Genomic DNA, 16,392 nt, shown 5'->3' on the forward strand with positions numbered 1-16,392 from the left:
TTAACCTTTGACTGCGCCTGCGGTCAGACCGCGCACAAAATAACGGCCTGCGACCAGATAGACCAGCAGGGTCGGCAGCGCGGCAATCACCGCGGCAGCCATGTTGACGTTGTATTCCTTCACGCCCGTGGACGTGTTGACCAGGTTGTTCAAGCCCACCGTGATCGGCTGCGAATCGCCGCTGGCGAAGACGATGCCGAACAGGAAGTCGTTCCATATCTGCGTGAATTGCCAGATGATGCAAACGACAAAAATCGGACCCGAAATCGGCAGCACGATCTTGCGGAAGATCAGGAAGAAGCCGGCGCCGTCGATGCGCGCCGCCTTGATCAGTTCTTCCGGCACGCCGATGTAGTAGTTACGGAAGAACAGGGTCGTGAAGGCCGTGCCATACACCACGTGGACAAAGACCAGGCCCGTCGTCGTATTGGCCAGGCCGAATTCGCCCAGCAAACGCGCCATCGGCAGGATCACGACCTGGAACGGAATGAAGCAGCCCACCAGCAAGGCGGCAAACAGGATTTCCGAACCGCGGAAGCGCCAGTGCGCGAACACATAGCCATTGAAGGCGCCCAGGAAGGTCGAGATCAGCACGGCGGGAATCACCATCTTGATCGAGTTCCAGAAGAACGGCTGCATGCCGTCACAGGTAACGCCAGTGCAGGCCGAAGACCAGGCCTTGGACCAGGAATCGAATTGCCACACGTGCGGCAAGGCCAGCAGGTTGCCGCTGCGGATCTCGTCGAGCGACTTGAACGACGTCGACAGGGTCACGTACAGGGGCACGATGTAGTAGACCGCGAACAGAATCAGCAGCAGGTATAGCACCACCCGTCCCAGGGTGAGTTTGTTGTTACGTGTAGGAGTGTGTGTCATCTCATCGCCTTTGCGCTGCGCGTTTCCAGGTACATCAGCGGCACGAGCACGGCCACGATGGTGGCCAGCATCATCATTGCCGATGCCGAGCCCAGGCCCAGCTGGCCGCGGGTGAAGGAAAACTGATACATGAAGATGGCCGGCACGGACGAGGAATTACCAGGTCCGCCAGCCGTCAATGCGATGACCAGGTCGAAGCTCTTGATGGCGATATGCGCGAGGATCAGCAGCACGCTGAAGAACACGGGGCGCATGGCGGGAATCACGATGCGCCAATAGATCGTCGGCAGCGACGCGCCATCGACTTGTGCCGCCTTGATGATTTCATCATCGATGCCGCGCAAGCCGGCCAGGAACAGGGCCATGACAAAGCCCGACGATTGCCATACGCCGGCGATCACCACCGTGTAGATGGCCATGTCGGAATTGACCAGCCAGTCGAAGGTAAACGAAGTCCAACCCCAGTCGTGCATGACCTTTTCCAGGCCAAGGCTGGGATTGAGCATCCATTTCCAGGCCGTGCCGGTGACGATGAAGGACAGCGCCATCGGATACAGGTAGATGGCGCGCAGCGCGCCTTCGGCGCGGATTTTCTGGTCCAGCAGGATGGCCAGGAACAGGCCGATGGCGATGCTGCAACCGATGAACAGGACACCAAAGATGCCGAGGTTCTTGAGCGAGGTCCACCAGCGCTCGTTGTCGAACAGCTCGATATATTGCACCAGGCCGGCGAACTCGTAGTTCGGCATCAGCCGCGATTCGGTCAGCGACAGCCAACCGGTCAAAAAGATAAAACCATAGACGAATACCAGGCTGGCGATGAGCGTGGGGCCCAACACCATCTGCGGTATCCATCGGTCGAATTGCTTGCGTATGGACATAGGAGAGCCGTAGAGAGAACTGCGTGTGGCGCCGGCCTGGTCGAACGCCAGGGCGGGCGCCTGCGATGCATGCGATGCAGCGGGCGCCGGCGGGACTGCCGGCGCCGTCGTGCTTACTTCACTTTTGCCGCTTTGGCCAGGGCGGCAACCGCGTCTTTCGAGCTCATGTTGGTATTCATGAACTTGGCGATGACGTCGGTCACGGCGCCTTGCGTGGCCGATGGCAGCGCCATGCCGTGGGCGAACGATGGCACCAGGCCGCCGTTCTTGTTGGTGGCGTCCATGTCTTCCATCGATTTCAGGGCGCAAGCGTCAAACTTGTCCTTGGAAACGCCGGAACGCACAGGGATGGAACCCTTGTTCAGGTTGAAGATCGACTGGAACTTCGGATTCATGATGGCGTTGGCCAGGGCGATCTGCCCTTTCTTCGCATTCGCATCCTTTTGCGTGAACATGGCAAACGAATCGATGTTGAAGGTGTAGGCCTTGTCCGTGCCAGGAGCCGCCACGCACAGGTAGTCCTTGCCCGGCACCTTGCCGGCAGCCGTGAATTCGCCCTTGGCCCAGTCGCCCATGAACTGGAAGCCGGCCTTGTTGTTGATGACCATGGCGGTGGCCAGATTCCAGTCGCGGCCGGCCGCATCCTTGTCGATGTAGGTCTTCACCTTGCCCAGGGTGTCGAACACCTTGAGCATGGTCGGGCCGGTCAATTCCTTCTGGTCCAGCTTGAGGATGGCCTTCTTGTAGAATTCCGTGCCGCCCACGCCCAGCGCGACGGATTCAAACACGGTGGCGTCCTGCCAAGGCTGGCCGCCGTGGGCGATCGCGATGCCGCCCGATTTCTTGATTTTCTCGGCCGCGTCGAAGAACGCGTCCCAGGTGGTCGGGGTGGTGGCCACGCCGGCTTTTTTCAGCACTTCCGGATTGACCCACATCCAGTTGACGCGGTGGACGTTGACGGGAGCGGCAACGTAGTGGCCCTTGTATTTCATGATGTCGGCGACGACTTTCGGCAGCACGGCATCCCATTTGCCTGGAATGGCGGCATCATCGATATTGGCCAGCACGCCTTCCGCGCCCCACTCCTGGATCGACGGGCCCTTGATCTGGGCGGCCGTTGGCGGGTTGCCGGAAATGACGCGGGTTTTCAGCGCGGTCGCGGCGTTTTCGCCAGCACCGCCAGCCACGGCGAAGTCTTTCCAGCCAAAGCCGCTTTCCTTCACGATTTGCTGCAACTGGCCCACGGACTTCGCTTCGCCGCCGGAGGTCCAGTAGTGCAACACTTCCACGTCGGTCGCAAAGGCGCTGCCAGCGAATGCCAGGGTGGTCAATGCGGCCAGTTGGGTAATCTTGAATTTCAGTTTCATCTCCACATTCCTTTTTTGATCAAGCTTTTAGGGGGCTTCGGCATACGGGGGCCGAAAAAGGTGAAATCTGCGCCTGTACCGGCGCTCTTGTGCTCAGACCCGCTTGCAAACGGGCATCATCTTCAGTGAAAAGACGGCGCCGTGATCCATGACATGCCTACATTGTATTTATATCACGGGACGGCGCCAAAAACGCATCCGCGAAGGATGCGCCAGGTTGATCTAGACTGACAACGCCTGCATACTTAGAACCAAGTTTCCACTTGGAAACCATAGGACGTGCCGCTAGTATTGTTGTTATAGATCGGGCCGCCGTTGTTCGACGCGTTGACCGAGGCGGTAGCCGCATCGTTCCATTTGCCGTACGTCACGAAAGCGCGCAGTTCAGGACGCGACCACAGGCCAGGGCCGGCGGAGATCGTCGGTGCGATGGTCAGCTTGGTCAAACGCTTGGCTGGCTGGCCACCCGCTTGCGTCACGCGGTCCGTACCCAGTTCACCCACCAGCTTGAAGTTGTCGGTGAACGCGTACACAGGACGCACGCCGACCGAGGTCCAGGTCGACGAACCGTTGGCGTTCGACTCGTCTTTTTGCCACAGAGCGACGAATTCCATGCCGAAGTTGGCCATCGGCTGAATCGCCATGTCATTGAAGACGCGCGTGCGTTTGCGGTCCGAACCAAAGCCGGTGTCGCCCGAGGCGCCGAACTGGCCGTTGCCAGCACCACCGACACCAGGACCGACGCCGTACTGCACGCCGAAGGTGTTGCCGCCGCCAAACACTTTACCTTGCCGGTGGAAGGCCGACAGCTGCCAGCCGTTATTGCGCTTGCCCAGGATGGCGTCATCCTTGCCTTCGCCGATGATGTAGGTCGCGGCCAGGTCCAGGGTGCCGTTTTCATTGACGGGAATTTCACCGTAGATGAAGTTCTGGCGCACGGCCGATTTGGTGCCCAGGTAAGCACCCGGTACGCCGCTGCGCGTGCCTTTGTCGTCATCGCGCTCGGCGATGTCGTGGTCCTTGAAGAAGGCATACGAGAATTTACCAGGGCCGGCAGGAATGCGGTCCAGGCCGGCGCCCGTGCCGTTCATGTTGATGTATTGCAGATCCAGCATGTGGATGTCAGGACGGTAGTAGAAGCGTTTACCGACCCAGGCCGTGCCGCCGTTCAGGAAGTCGAGTCCCTGCGCTTCGACATAGGCTTTGACGATGCCCAGCTTGTTGTCGCCGAAATCCGAATTCGGCGCGTAGGCGTTGACCCAGATGGTGGCCAGGTAGTTCACGCCGCCGGACTTGGCAACGGACTTGGTGTAGCCGAATTCCGTGTAGGCGTCGCACTCATTGCCCAGACGGTATTTCATGGTATTGCCACCCAGGCCGAAGCAGCCTTGGGAACCGCCACCACCCGAGGTATTGCTGCCGGCGCCAGCGCGCAGGTAGCCGTGGAAGCCTTCGGCATCACCTGGGTACATGGGGTCGGCGGCAGCGGAACCGCTGGCGATGGCTAAGACGATGGCAGCTGGCAGCGTTTTCAACACGGCCTTCAACATGGTGCGATGCAGCATGGTAAGTCTCCTCAGTAATTTATTTTTTATCTAGTCATTCGTGGCCGAATGTACTGGCCAGAATTCTTTCCAGCAGGGACATAGTAACTATACTACGAACAAATATCAACATATTATGTTGTAATCCTACGACGACTCTGCGACACTTTATTTGCGTACTAAAAGGCGAGTTGACTGCCCTGTTTTTTCAGCTGGCGCCACCTGTTTCTGGCGCTGCGGGCAAGCATTTGCGCGGGTGCCCCGCTTTTTTCGGCACGCGACACGTATACGAATTAAAATCCTTGGTTTTTGCCATAACGACAGTGCGCCGCCATGACAGCGCACGCATACGAGACTAGGCACCGCCATGAAAATTGATGAGAAAATGGAAGTAGCAGGCAGCGATCCGGCGGAGCGTTTCAGTGAAGGGCCACGCCTGCTGGCCGACATCGGTGGCACCAACGCCCGCTTCGTGCTCGAAACGCGCCAGGGTCACCTGGAAGCGGTAGCCGTGCTGCCCTGCGACGACTACGCTTCGCTGCTCGACGCCATCACCGCGTACATGGATAGCAGCGAGGCGCGCGCCGCCGGTTCGGCGCGCGTGCGCCATGCGGCGATCGCCATCGCCAATCCCATCGACGACGACAATATCCGCATGATGAACCACCACTGGTTCTTCTCGATCGAGGCGATGCGCGCCGCGCTGGGCCTAGACACCCTGCTGGTGGTGAATGACTTCACGGCGCTGGCCATGGCCCTGCCCTATCTGCGGCCCGACCAGCGCCTGCAGATCGGTGGCGGCATGGCGCGCGCCGACAGCGTCATCGGCCTGCTCGGCTCGGGCACGGGCCTGGGCGTGTCGGGCATGATACCCGCAGAAGACCGCTGGATCGCGCTGGGCAGCGAAGGAGGCCACGTCAGCTTCGCGCCCTGCGACCAGCGCGAAATGGACGTGCTGTCCTTCGCCTGGCGCGAACTGTCGCACGTCTCGGCCGAACGCCTCGCCTCCGGGCGCGGCCTGGAACTGATCTACCGCGCCTTGTCCGAACGCGCCGGCAAGCCCGACGCGCTGCCGCTGCTGGCGGCCGACATCACCTGCCGCGCCCTGAGCAATGAATGCGAAGTGTGCCTCGAAGCCGTGGACTGCTTCTGCGCCATCCTCGGCTCCATCGCCGGCAACGTGGCCATGACCCTGGGCGCGCTGGGCGGCATCTATATAGGCGGGGGCATCGTGCCGCGCCTGGGCCCCCTGTTCGAACAGTCGCAGTTCCGTGCCCGCTTCGAGCAAAAGGGCCGCCTGAACGAATACCTGGCGCAGATTCCCACCTTTCTGATCACGGCCGAATTGCCCACTTTCCTGGGCATCGCCGCCATCCTGGCGCAAAAACTCAAGCGCGCCCATTCCGGCGCGCCCGTGCTCGAATCCGTGCGCCAGGCGCGCGGGCGCATGAGCCCCTCGGAATGCAAGGTGGCCGACTGGGTGCTCAAGGAACCAAACGCCATGCTGACCCTGCCGATCGCCGAAATCGCTCAGAGGGTCGGCGTCAGCCAGCCGACCGTCATGCGCTTTTGCCGCTCGATCGGCGTGCAGGGCCTGGCCGACTTCAAATTGAAGCTCGCTTCCGGCCTGACGGGCGGCGCCATCACGGTGGCGCACTGCCATGTGGAGATCTCAGATTCCGACGCCGAACTGGCGCGCAAGGTGCTGGGCAATAACGCCTCGGCCGCGCTGGCCCTGCGCGACATGCTCGACGTGAAAGCACTGACGGCCGCCATCGAACTGCTGCGCGGCGCGCAGCGCGTGGAACTGCTGGCCGTGGGCAGCGCCCGCGTGGTGGCCGACGACATGCAGCACAAGCTGCTCAACCTGGGCATCGTCAGCAGCTTCTTTGCCGATCCGCAGGCGCAGGAAATGAGCGCCGCCATGCTGAAACCGGGCGACGTCGCGCTCGTCATTTCCCGCTCGGGCGCCCTGCCCGAGCTACTGCGCACGGTCAAGGTGGCGCAGGGCTGCGGCGCGCGCGTGCTGGCGATTACGGCCAGCGGCTCGCCGCTGGCCAAGCTGGCCGACGTGCTGCTGACCTTGAACCACCCGGAGGGCAACCTTAATTTCGTGCCCATGATCGTGCGCTTGCTGCAGCTGATGATGCTCGATATCCTGTCGGTGGGACTGGCGCGGCGCGACACGGCGCAGCGCACCAGCGCCGCCGAACTGGAAGAAGGTCAATTGCACGGCATGCGCATCAGCGGCAAGCTGAAATTCGGTGGCCACCTCGAATAAGGCGGCGCACGCCGCCCCCGACACAGCCAGCGGCGCCACCGTGCATGACGTGGCGCGCGTGGCCGGCGTATCGGCCATGACGGTGTCGCGCGTGATCAACGGGCGCGCCAGCGTCAGCACGGCCACGCGCGACAAGGTCGAGGCGGCGATCGCCAGCCTGCACTATCAGCCCAACCTGGCGGCCAGGGCGGCCCGCACGGGCACCCTGCGCATCGGCCTGCTGTACAGCAACCCCAGCGCGGCCTTCCTCAGCGAATTCCTCGTCGGCGCCATGGATCAATGCCGCCAGGGCGGCGGCCAGTTGCTGCTCGAACGCTGCGAAGACCTGGAAAGCCAGCGCGCCGGCATCGCCTGCCTGGTGGCGGCCGGCGTGGATGGCATCCTGGTGCCGCCACCGCTGTGCGATTCGCCGGAAGTGCTGGCGCAGCTGAATCAGATGGGCATCCCCGCCATCGCCGTGGCCACGGCCCGCCCCTCGCCCGGCGTCTCGGCCGTGCGCATCGACGACTACGAAGGCGCGCTGGCCATGACGCGCCATCTGCTCGCGCTGGGCCACCGCGACATCGGCTTCATCGAAGGCGATCCGGCGCACACGCCCGCCCTGCTGCGCCGCCAGGCCTTCGAGGACGCCATGCGGGAAGCGGGCTTGCAGGTGCAGCCGCACAGGGTGGCGCAAGGCTACTTTACGTATCGTTCGGGGCTCGACGCGGCGCGCCAGCTGCTGGCGCAAAAACCGCACCCGAGCGCCATCTTCGCCAGCAACGATGACATGGCCGCCGCCACCCTGGCCGTGGCGCACGGCATGGGCTTGCAGGTGCCGGCGGAATTGAGCGTGTGCGGCTTCGACGATACGCCCGTCGCCAGCACCGTCTGGCCCGAGCTGACCACTATCCATCAGCCCATCGCCGACATGGCGCGCGCCGCCGTCAATCTCGTCATCGACGAGATACGCCAGCGCCGCGCGGGAGAAACCGTGCCGGCCACGCATCATTTGATGGAATTTACCCTGGTAGAGCGGGCATCGTCGGGGCTGGCACGCTAAGCTGTGCACCGACGGCAGGGCCAACACCCGCTCTTCCACACTGGTGCAAGTTGCTCAGTCCTGCATCTCGGGCAATGCTATTTCCGCTTTGCGCGCCGCAATCTCGCCACCTAAGGCAAGCAGGTCAAGCTGTGCTTCACGCGCTTTCGGAAACATTTCCTCTTCCTCCTCCTTCACATGATGCTCGATCTGTTCAGACAGTACCTTGACTTTCGCATCATACAAATCTTCGCCGGGAGCCATGGCGACAATTTGCGCGATCAGCTCCTTGGCTGAGGCGTGTTCGACGACTGCCTCGTCGACCAGTTCCTTATTTTCCCGGCTAGCCTGAAGCACGGCCGGATAAAAAATTTCTTCTTCTGCCGTCGCATGCTTGGTCAATTCCAGGCAGATTTTTAGCGCCAGCTTGCGCTTGCTGACGAGCGATCTGTCGCTTAACGCTTCATACTGTTCAAACAGTTCCTTGACGGCTTGATGGTCTTGCGTGAGCATTTCGATCGCGTCCATATCGGGCATGCCTGCGTTTTTTTGGGAAACGGGAGCTGCCTGAGATGATTGGGTGGCCATGGTGGTTTCTCCAGAGAAAAGCAGCGCATGGGGAATGCGCTGCGATAAATCGAACGATGGAATGTCAGCGCGACTTAACGCGAACCCTTACCCGACTGCCCGCCCGAACCGCCCTTGCCGCTCTGCTTGTTGTCGTCATTTTTGTGAGTCTGACGACCACCTTCGGCATCCTGTTCGGGCGTGCCGCCACGCGAACTGCCTGACGAAGCGGATTTGCCGGAACCGCCCTCTTTGTCATCGCTCTGGCGGCTGCCATCGTTTTTGTGGCTTTGCGCACCAGCGGCGCGCGCTTCTTCCGAGGTGAACTCATGCGCATTGCCAGACGCATGGGCCGCACGGCCGCCTTCTGCTGCGATTTCACGCTGCTGTTTCGGGTCCATGGACGCGAAGCCGCGGTTGCCGGTATCGCCACTTTGGCTGTTCGATCCGCTGGAGGATTGTTTGCCTGAACCACCGGAGGAACCGCGTGCCGAATCACTGCCCGAGTCCGACCCACGCTCTTTTCCACCTTGATTCTTACCCTGGTTGCCGTCTTGATTTCCTTGATTGTTAGCCATGGTATATCTCCTGTTGAGTTTAAAGTGACAGTGCCATGATCAACAAAAATCACGGAACCGAGACTCAAATGTTAGGCTAGACAAAAGAACATGCATGTAGGACATTCACCCCTTGCAGGGTAGGAAAATAGAAGGGAATTTTATCGATTGCCACGGAAAATAGTCTCGCCAAGAATGCTCTCTTGCAGCGAGACATAAAAGCTTGAATAAACAGCTTCCGCCCCACCAGCCTTTCACCGGCGGCGGGGGGCAAAGGCCTGGATCAGGCCAGTTCGGTGCGCGCCATCAGCGACTCCACCAGTTCCACCGACGGCGGCGCGCCGCCGGCGGCCAGGCAGGCGCCCGCGCCCGCCGCGACGGCAAAGCGCAAATGCTCGCCGCCGTCGGCATCGGGCCGATACATCAGGCTGTACAGCAAGCCGCCGATGCTGGCGTCGCCCGCCCCTACCGAGTCGACCACCTCGATGACGGGTGGCGCCGCCTGCCATGTTTGCTCACCCCGGTACAGCGCCGCGCCCTGCGCGCCACGCGTATACAAATACGTGGCTTGCGGATTCCAGCTGCGCAGGATGGCAAACGCGCCATCGATGTCGTCATTGCGGAACAGGCCCGCCAGGTCTTCATCCGACACCTTGATCACGTCAGCCAGCTGCGTCATGCGGCGCAGTGTGGCGTCGTAGCGTTCATCCATCATGATGCGGAAGTTGGGGTCGTAGCTGATTTTCACGCCAGCCGCCTTGAGTTCCTGCGCCAGCGCCACCAGCTTGCCCGCCAGCGGTTCGCGCGCCAGGCTGATGCCGCCGAAATGCACCCATTGCGCCCCTTGCATCCAGCCGGCCGGCAAGAGCGACGCGTCGAAATGCAGGTCGGCGCTGTCGTCGCCGATGAAGTAGTAGGTGGGCGGATGCAGTTCGTGCACGATGGCCAGCAGCGGCGACTTCGCATGGCGCTGCAAAAAGCGCATGTCCAGGCCCGCCACGTCGGTCGCTTGCGCGAGAGCGTCGCCGAAGACGTCGAGGCTGACGCCGCCCGCAAAGGCGCTGGGCACGCCCAGGCGCGCCATCACGCGCGCCACGTTCCAGGTCGAGCCGCCCACCTGGCTGCTCCAGGAGTCCGCGCCCGTGCGCAGCATGTCCGTCAGCGCTTCGCCGGCCGACACAAAAGCAGGGAAAGAGGGAAAAGCGGTGGCGCTCATGCTGCACCGCCCATCACGTTCAGCACTTCATAGCAGGCGCCCATGGTGTGGTAATCAACCTTGCCGGCCGGGCTTTTCTCGTTGCTGATCTTGGCGTTCTCCGGCGTCAAAATGCGGTACCAGGCGCCGTGTTCATGGTCGACGAAGTGCGTCCAGCTGTAATCCCATATCTTGTCGTAGCTTTGCCAGTAGGCTTCGTCTCCGGTGCGCGCGGCCAGCACGGCGGCGGCGGCGAAGCTTTCCGCCTGCACCCAGAAGTATTTGTCGTCATCGCAGATCTCGTCCTGCGGGCCGAAGCCGTAGTGGATGCCGCCATGCGCGCCATCCCAGGCCTTGGCCAGCGCCGTGTCGTACAGCGCGCGCGCGCGTGGCAGCAGCCAGTCGGACGGACCGGCCATGAACTTGGCGTGGCGCTCCATGATCAGCAGCAGCTTGGCCCACTCCGTGAAGTGGCCGGGCTGGTAGCCCCACGGACGGAAGATATTGCTCTTGTCGTGCAGGTTGTAGTCCCAGTCGATCGACCAGTCGGGCCTGTAGTGTTCCCAGATCATGCCGTTCGCCAGGCCCGCCTGGCGCACGGTGATGTTGTGCGCCAGGGTTTCGGCGCGGTGCAGGTAGCGCGCTTCGCCCGTCGCTTCAAAAGCGGCCAGCATGGCTTCGCAGGCATGCATGTTGGCGTTCTGGCCCCGGTAGCCATCCAGGGTAGCCCAGTCGGCGCTGGCCACGTCCGCATACAGGCCGTGTTCGGGCAGCCAGAAACGCTGCTCCATCAATTCGAAAGTCTCGTCCAGATACGCGCGTGCTTCCGTCATGCCGGCGTGCAGCGCGTGGGCATAGGCCAGCAGCACGAAGGCCAGGCCGTAGCAGTGGTTGGCGCCGTCTTCCACCGTCTTGACGCCGTCCTTCCACGACAGTTGCCAGGCGTAGCCGCCCGTGGCCGGGTCGCGGTGCACGTCGCGCAAGAAGGCCACGCCGTGGCGCAGGGCCGCCTGGTAATCGTCGTCGCCGAAATGGCGGTAAGCCATGGCGTAATTGAAGATAAAGCGCGTGCTGCTGACCAGATGGCGCGTGCTGGCGTCGTACACCGTGCCGTCATCGAGGAAGAAGTGATAAAAGCCGCCACTCGCATCGATGGCGCGCGGGTGATAAAAGTTCATCGTGTGCAGGATATGCTTTTCGAGCATTTCCCTGGAGCGGAAATCGGGATTCATGGGTCTCTCATGATATTGTTATCGATAACAATGATGATAGCATGCCGTCTCCACTCCGTCATGCCCAGTCAGGGAGTCTTGGCCAGTCTGAGCTTTTCGCGCCACAGTGCGGCTTGCGCCGGGTCGGCTGCCTGTTCCAGCTCGCCCTCATCGTACACCTTGACCAACCGTTCCATGGCTTCCGCGTCGCCCTGCTTCGCCGCCAGCAGGTACAGCGCGAAGGGCTTGGGCGCCGGTCCTTGCCGGGTTGGGCCGCCACGCCCCTGCTCCAGCAGCCGCGCGAAACCCGTCTGCCCCGGCGGGCTTTTCGCGATGGCCGCCATTTCATACCAGCCCAGGGCCGCCTCGTCGCTCTGCGGCACGCCCTGCCCCACTTCATACGAGTACGCGACATTGTTCAAGCCGGGCGGGTCGAGCACCTTGGCCGCCTGCATGTACCAGGTGAACGCTTCCTTGCGCTGCGCCTCGTCCCTGGCAGTCATCATCAGGCGGTAGCCGATTTCATTGTAGGCGTAAATAAAGCCGTTTTCGGCATAGTATTTCAGCCAGTGCAGCGCATGCGCCTGTTCTTCCGGGCTGCTGTGGATATTTTCGAAGTGCATGGCCACCGTGAAGTTGGCCAGTTCCACACCTTGCGCGGCGCCCTTGCGCGACCAGTATTCGCCCAGCTTGCGGTCGATTGCCATGCCCTGGCCCAGCGTGTAGGCCACGCCCAGGAAAGCCTGCGCCGGGCCATAGCCGCCTTCGGCCGATTTTTTCAACCACGCCAGGCCGGCGTCGACGTCGCGCGGCGTGCCTTCGCCGCCGTGCAGCATCTGCGCCAGGTCCAGCTGGGCGACCGTATCGCCCCCTTCGGCAGCCAGGCGCGCCTTCTCGAAGGCGGCGACCTTGTCTGGCGACAGATCGGCCGGGCGTTTGATCACGGCCTGCACCCTTGCGCGCACGTCGTCGAGGCCGGACATATCGAATTCGACCAGGGCCGGATGCTGGCGCGGTTCCTTGGCGGGCGCTGGCTGCGCCAGCACGGGCTGCGCCAGCGCCAGGCTGAATACAAACAGGATGGTTTTCATTTGTTTTCCTTCCCGGCCAGTTTGCCGCGCCACTCAGCCGCGTCTTCGGCGTTCGCCTGTTGTCCCAGTTCGCCTTTGACATACACGTCAAGCATGCGCCGCATGGCCGGCAGGTCGCCGCTCCATCCGGCCCGCTCGTACCAGATCAGGGCCCACTTGTCCGACTGTTTCACGCCCAGGCCCAGCTCATAGGCATGGGCGAGGTTGCGCATACCGGCCGGCTCCTTTTCACGCGCCGATCTTTGATACCAGGCAATGGCCTCGCCACGTTGCTGCTCATCGGTGGCTGCGCGCATCAGGTGCTCGCCCAGCGCGTTATAGGCAGTCACAAAGTGCTGTTCGAGTGCCGCCGCCTTCAACCACGTCAAGGCCAAGGCCTGTTCTTCAGGACTGCTGTCGCCGTTGATGAATTCCAGCGCCAGGATGGTTTGCGCCAGTTCGTCGCCTTGCGCCACGCCCTTGCGCAGCCAATATTCGCCCTGCACGCGGTCGATGGGCACCTTGCCGCCCACGGCATAAGCCAGCCCCAAAGCCGATTGCGCCGGCGCATAGCCGCCTTCGGCCGACTTGCGTATCCAGGCCATCGACTGCGCCGTGTCTTGCGGCGTGCCGACGCCCAACTGCAGCATGCGGGCCAGTTCCAGCTGCGCCTCCACATCGCCCGCTTGCGCGGCACGCTGCGCCTCGGCAAACTCGGCGATGCTTTCCGGGCTATGGCTAGCCACATCAGCCCTGGCCTCGATGGCGATCAGCTGCAGATCGAGCAAGGTGGGCGAGGTTTGCGCCAGGACAGGCAGCGGCAGGAGAAAAGGGATCAGCAATAGTAATTTCTTGGGCATGCGACGGTGTCGGGAAAAAGAAAACACGCATGGTAGCCGATGCTCCGCACGGGAGGCGCGCACTGCACGGGAAGTTTGACAGGGCACGCCAGCGGGCTTACATTGCATCAACTAGACCAACCTGCCCAGGAGCGCCATGAATCACCTATCGAAAACCGCCTTGACCTTGCTCGTCGCTTTCGCCGCCAGCGCCAACACCACTGCCAGCGCCGCCGAGACCCAGCTGGCCGGCTGCGCCGCCAAACGCGAAAGCATCCGCAGCGAATTGCACCAGGCGCAGGAACAGGGCCTGTCCGACAAGGTCGCGGGCCTCACGCGCGCGCTCGACGAAGTCAACGCCCACTGCCGCGACAACGTGCTGGTCGAACGCCATAACAAGAAGGTGCTGAAGGCGCAGGCGAAGGTGAACCAGACGGAGCGTTCGCTGCGCCTGGCCCAGGAAGCCAACAAGGAACCGAAGAAAATCGCCAAGCTGGAAGGAAAACTGGAAAAAGCCAAGGCGGAACTGGCCGCCCTGCAGGCCCAACAGCCTTAAGCTTTATCTCCCAGCATCTGGTAGATGCTGGAAAAATCCAGCGCCCCCGCCCCCGCCTTGCTGTGCAAACTATATAAATTGCGCGACAGGGCGCCCAGCGGCACCGAAGCGCCGCTGGCCAGCGCGCTTTCCACGGCCAGGCCCAGGTCTTTCAGCATCAGGTCGACGCCAAAGCCGCCCGTATAGCCGCGCGACGCGGGCACGTTCTCGGCCACACCCGGGCACGGGTTGTACACCTCCAGGGTCCAGTTGCGGCCCGAGCTTTTCGCCATCACGTCCGACACCACCTTCGGGTCAAGCCCGTTGGCCACGCCAAGGCGTATCGCTTCGCTGGTGCCGATCATGAGTATCCCCAGCAGCATGTTGTTGCAGATCTTGACCGTCTGGCCGCAACCCGAACCGCCTGCGTGGAAGATGGCCTTGCCCATGACGTCCAGGTAAGGCCGCGCCGTCGCCAGCGCGGACTCTTCGCCGCCCACCATGAAGGTCAGGGTGCCATTGGTGGCGCCCGCCGTGCCGCCCGACACAGGCGCATCCAGCATGGGCATGCCCTGCTCCTGCGCCGCGCGGCCCACCTGGCGCGCCGCCTCGGTGGAAATCGTCGAACAGTCGATCAGCAGGGTACCGGGCCGCGCCTGCGCCAGGATGCCCGCTTCGCCAAGGTAGGCGCCGAGAACGTGGCGGCTGGCCGGCAGCATGGTGATGACGATGTCGGCCGCGCCTATCGCCGCAGCCTGGTCATCGGAGACCAGGCCGCCGCCATCGGCAAACTGCCGCACGCTGGCCGGCAGCAAGTCGAAGCCCGTCACGGCATGGCCGGCGCGCACCAGGTTTTGCGCCATGGGCAGCCCCATGTTACCGAGGCCGATGAAAACGATATTGCTGCTCATCGCCTCCTCCTTATTTCATCGAAATGGTGGTATTGACGCCGCTGCCGCCGTCGTCCGGGGCGAACCAGCGCGCCGTGACGGTCTTGGTCTGCGTCCAGAAGTACAAGGCCTGCTTGCCGTTCGGGCCCAGGTCGCCCAGTTTCGAGGCGCGCGATCCCGTGAAGCTGAAATAGGCGACGGGCACGGGAATGGCCACGTTGATGCCCACCTGCCCCACGTCGATCTCGTTCTGGAACTTGCGCCCCGCCCAGCCGGACGAGGTGAAGATCGAGGTGCCGTTGCCATTCGGGTTGGCGTTGATGAAGGCGATGGCCTGGTCCAGGGTATCCGTCTCGACGACGCACATGGCGGGGCCAAAGATTTCCTGCGTGTAGACGGAATTCGACGCGGCCACCTTCGAGAAAATCGTCGGCCCCATGAAGTTGCCGCCCTCGTAGCCCGCCACCTTGTGGCCACGGCCATCAAGCAGCAGCTGCGCGCCTTCGTCCACGCCCGCCTGTATCAGTTTTTCTGCGCGCTGCATGGCCGCTTTCGAGACCATCGGCCCCAGGTCGGCCTCGCGGTCGCTGCCCGGCCCCACTTTCAGCGCTTGCGAGCGGGCGACGATTTCCGGCAGCCAGGAGCGGGCCTCGCCCACCAGCACCACGACGGAATTGGCCATGCAGCGCTGGCCTGCCGCGCCGAAAGCGGCGCCGATCAGGTTATTGATCGCCTGTTCCTTGTTGGCGTCAGCCAGCACCACGCAATGGTTTTTCGCGCCCATCATCGATTGCGCGCGCTTGCCCGATTCACTGGCGCGGCGGTACACATGCGTGCCCACGTGGGTGGAGCCGATGAAGGACACGGCCTTGATATCGGGATGGTCGCACAGCATGTTGACGACGTCGGCGCCGCCATGCACGACGTTCAATACGCCGGCAGGCAAGCCCGCCTGGTACATCAGTTCGACCAGGTACATGGTCGATGACGGATCCTGCTCAGACGGTTTCAGGACAAAGGTATTGCCGCAGGCGATAGCGATGGGGAACATGAAGCACGGCAGCATGACGGGGAAATTGAACGCCGTGATGCCGGCGCCCACGCCCAGCGGCTGGTAAATGTTGTAGACATCGACGCCCGTGGCCGCGTTTTCCGCAATTTCGCCCAGCTGCAGGGTGGCGATCGAGCACGCATGTTCCACCACTTCCAGGCCCCGCATCACCTCCCCTTCCGCGTCGGGCAAGGTCTTGCCGTGTTCGCGCGTGATCAATTCGGCCAATGCGCCGATATTTTCGCGGATCAGGTGCTGGTACTTGAGCATGATGCGCATGCGCGCGGCCAGCGGGGTATTGCGCCAGGTCTTGAAGGCTTCCTTGGCCGTGGCGACAGCCAGATTGACTTCATCGGGCGTGGAAAACGGCACCTTGGCGACGATTTCCTGCGTGGCCGGGTTGACGACATCGCGCCACTCGGTGCTGATTGATGCGTGGTGTTTGCCGCCGATGTGCAGGGGGATGGCGGTGACCGGTGTGAGTGCTTGGTTCATGGTTTGAGACTC

Annotated in this window: 15 protein-coding genes; 3 read left to right on the forward strand and 12 right to left on the reverse strand. The window is 62.5% G+C overall.

What is annotated here, in order from left to right:
* The 4 genes from ACQ4WY_RS21895 to ACQ4WY_RS21910 all read right to left on the reverse strand — a co-directional run bounded on the left by ACQ4WY_RS21895 (position 1) and on the right by ACQ4WY_RS21910 (position 4,689).
* Positions 1–876: a carbohydrate ABC transporter permease gene (locus ACQ4WY_RS21895; protein WP_034757607.1), complete on the reverse strand. Its 876-nt coding sequence runs from the start codon at positions 874–876 to the stop codon at positions 1–3.
* On the reverse strand, positions 873–1,757 hold the full coding sequence (locus ACQ4WY_RS21900; RefSeq protein ID WP_086140640.1) for a carbohydrate ABC transporter permease: 885 nt from the start codon (positions 1,755–1,757) through the stop codon (positions 873–875). Before ACQ4WY_RS21900 ends, ACQ4WY_RS21895 begins: the two co-directional genes overlap by 4 nt.
* A 113-nt stretch (positions 1,758–1,870) precedes the next feature.
* Positions 1,871–3,124, reverse strand: coding sequence for an ABC transporter substrate-binding protein (locus ACQ4WY_RS21905; RefSeq protein ID WP_086143001.1), 1,254 nt, complete (start codon positions 3,122–3,124; stop codon positions 1,871–1,873).
* Positions 3,125–3,369: 245 nt separating this feature from the next.
* Positions 3,370–4,689, reverse strand: coding sequence for a maltoporin (locus ACQ4WY_RS21910; RefSeq protein WP_436505890.1), 1,320 nt, complete (start codon positions 4,687–4,689; stop codon positions 3,370–3,372).
* Positions 4,690–5,035: 346 nt separating this feature from the next.
* Between ACQ4WY_RS21910 and ACQ4WY_RS21915 the strand changes: the two genes are divergently transcribed.
* Both ACQ4WY_RS21915 and ACQ4WY_RS21920 read left to right on the forward strand, forming a co-directional pair.
* On the forward strand, positions 5,036–6,949 hold the full coding sequence (locus tag ACQ4WY_RS21915; protein ID WP_436505891.1) for a glucokinase: 1,914 nt from the start codon (positions 5,036–5,038) through the stop codon (positions 6,947–6,949).
* Entirely contained in the window at positions 6,933–7,991 is a 1,059-nt protein-coding gene (locus tag ACQ4WY_RS21920) for a LacI family DNA-binding transcriptional regulator (RefSeq protein ID WP_436505892.1), read from the forward strand. The genes ACQ4WY_RS21915 and ACQ4WY_RS21920 overlap by 17 nt, the downstream gene beginning before the upstream one ends.
* A 54-nt stretch (positions 7,992–8,045) precedes the next feature.
* Here ACQ4WY_RS21920 and ACQ4WY_RS21925 read toward each other — a convergent pair whose 3' ends face one another.
* The 6 genes from ACQ4WY_RS21925 to ACQ4WY_RS21950 all read right to left on the reverse strand — a co-directional run bounded on the left by ACQ4WY_RS21925 (position 8,046) and on the right by ACQ4WY_RS21950 (position 13,430).
* Positions 8,046–8,498 carry a hemerythrin domain-containing protein gene (locus tag ACQ4WY_RS21925; RefSeq protein WP_436506096.1) on the reverse strand — a complete coding sequence of 151 codons (453 nt, stop codon included), beginning with the start codon at positions 8,496–8,498 and terminating at the stop codon, positions 8,046–8,048.
* A 134-nt stretch (positions 8,499–8,632) separates the two neighbouring features.
* Positions 8,633–9,115, reverse strand: coding sequence for a KGG domain-containing protein (locus ACQ4WY_RS21930; protein ID WP_436505893.1), 483 nt, complete (start codon positions 9,113–9,115; stop codon positions 8,633–8,635).
* A 262-nt stretch (positions 9,116–9,377) separates the two neighbouring features.
* Entirely contained in the window at positions 9,378–10,310 is a 933-nt protein-coding gene (locus tag ACQ4WY_RS21935) for a carbohydrate kinase family protein (RefSeq protein WP_436505894.1), read from the reverse strand.
* A complete protein-coding gene (locus ACQ4WY_RS21940) occupies positions 10,307–11,521 on the reverse strand; it encodes an AGE family epimerase/isomerase (RefSeq protein WP_436505895.1) in 1,215 nt (404 codons plus the stop codon). Before ACQ4WY_RS21940 ends, ACQ4WY_RS21935 begins: the two co-directional genes overlap by 4 nt.
* Positions 11,522–11,589: 68 nt before the next feature.
* Positions 11,590–12,591 (reverse strand): tetratricopeptide repeat protein, encoded by a 1,002-nt coding sequence (locus tag ACQ4WY_RS21945; protein ID WP_436505896.1) that lies wholly within the window; start codon positions 12,589–12,591, stop codon positions 11,590–11,592.
* Positions 12,588–13,430, reverse strand: coding sequence for a tetratricopeptide repeat protein (locus ACQ4WY_RS21950; RefSeq protein WP_436505897.1), 843 nt, complete (start codon positions 13,428–13,430; stop codon positions 12,588–12,590). Before ACQ4WY_RS21950 ends, ACQ4WY_RS21945 begins: the two co-directional genes overlap by 4 nt.
* Before the next feature lie 136 nt (positions 13,431–13,566).
* On the opposite strand from ACQ4WY_RS21950, the gene ACQ4WY_RS21955 reads away from it, so the two are divergent.
* Positions 13,567–13,965 carry a DUF1090 family protein gene (locus ACQ4WY_RS21955; RefSeq protein ID WP_436505899.1) on the forward strand — a complete coding sequence of 133 codons (399 nt, stop codon included), beginning with the start codon at positions 13,567–13,569 and terminating at the stop codon, positions 13,963–13,965.
* Here ACQ4WY_RS21955 and mmsB read toward each other — a convergent pair.
* Complete coding sequence (gene mmsB / locus ACQ4WY_RS21960; RefSeq protein WP_436505900.1) at positions 13,962–14,855, reverse strand: 3-hydroxyisobutyrate dehydrogenase; 894 nt, start codon at positions 14,853–14,855, stop codon at positions 13,962–13,964. The two genes, ACQ4WY_RS21955 and mmsB, sit on opposite strands and share 4 nt — an antisense overlap.
* Before the next feature lie 10 nt (positions 14,856–14,865).
* Entirely contained in the window at positions 14,866–16,380 is a 1,515-nt protein-coding gene (locus ACQ4WY_RS21965; RefSeq protein WP_436505901.1) for a CoA-acylating methylmalonate-semialdehyde dehydrogenase, read from the reverse strand.
* Positions 16,381–16,392: the final 12 nt, after the last annotated feature.

Origin of the sequence: Janthinobacterium salmonicoloratum, assembly GCF_051380845.1 — a bacterium.
Taxonomy (GTDB): domain Bacteria; phylum Pseudomonadota; class Gammaproteobacteria; order Burkholderiales; family Burkholderiaceae_D; genus Janthinobacterium; species Janthinobacterium lividum_F.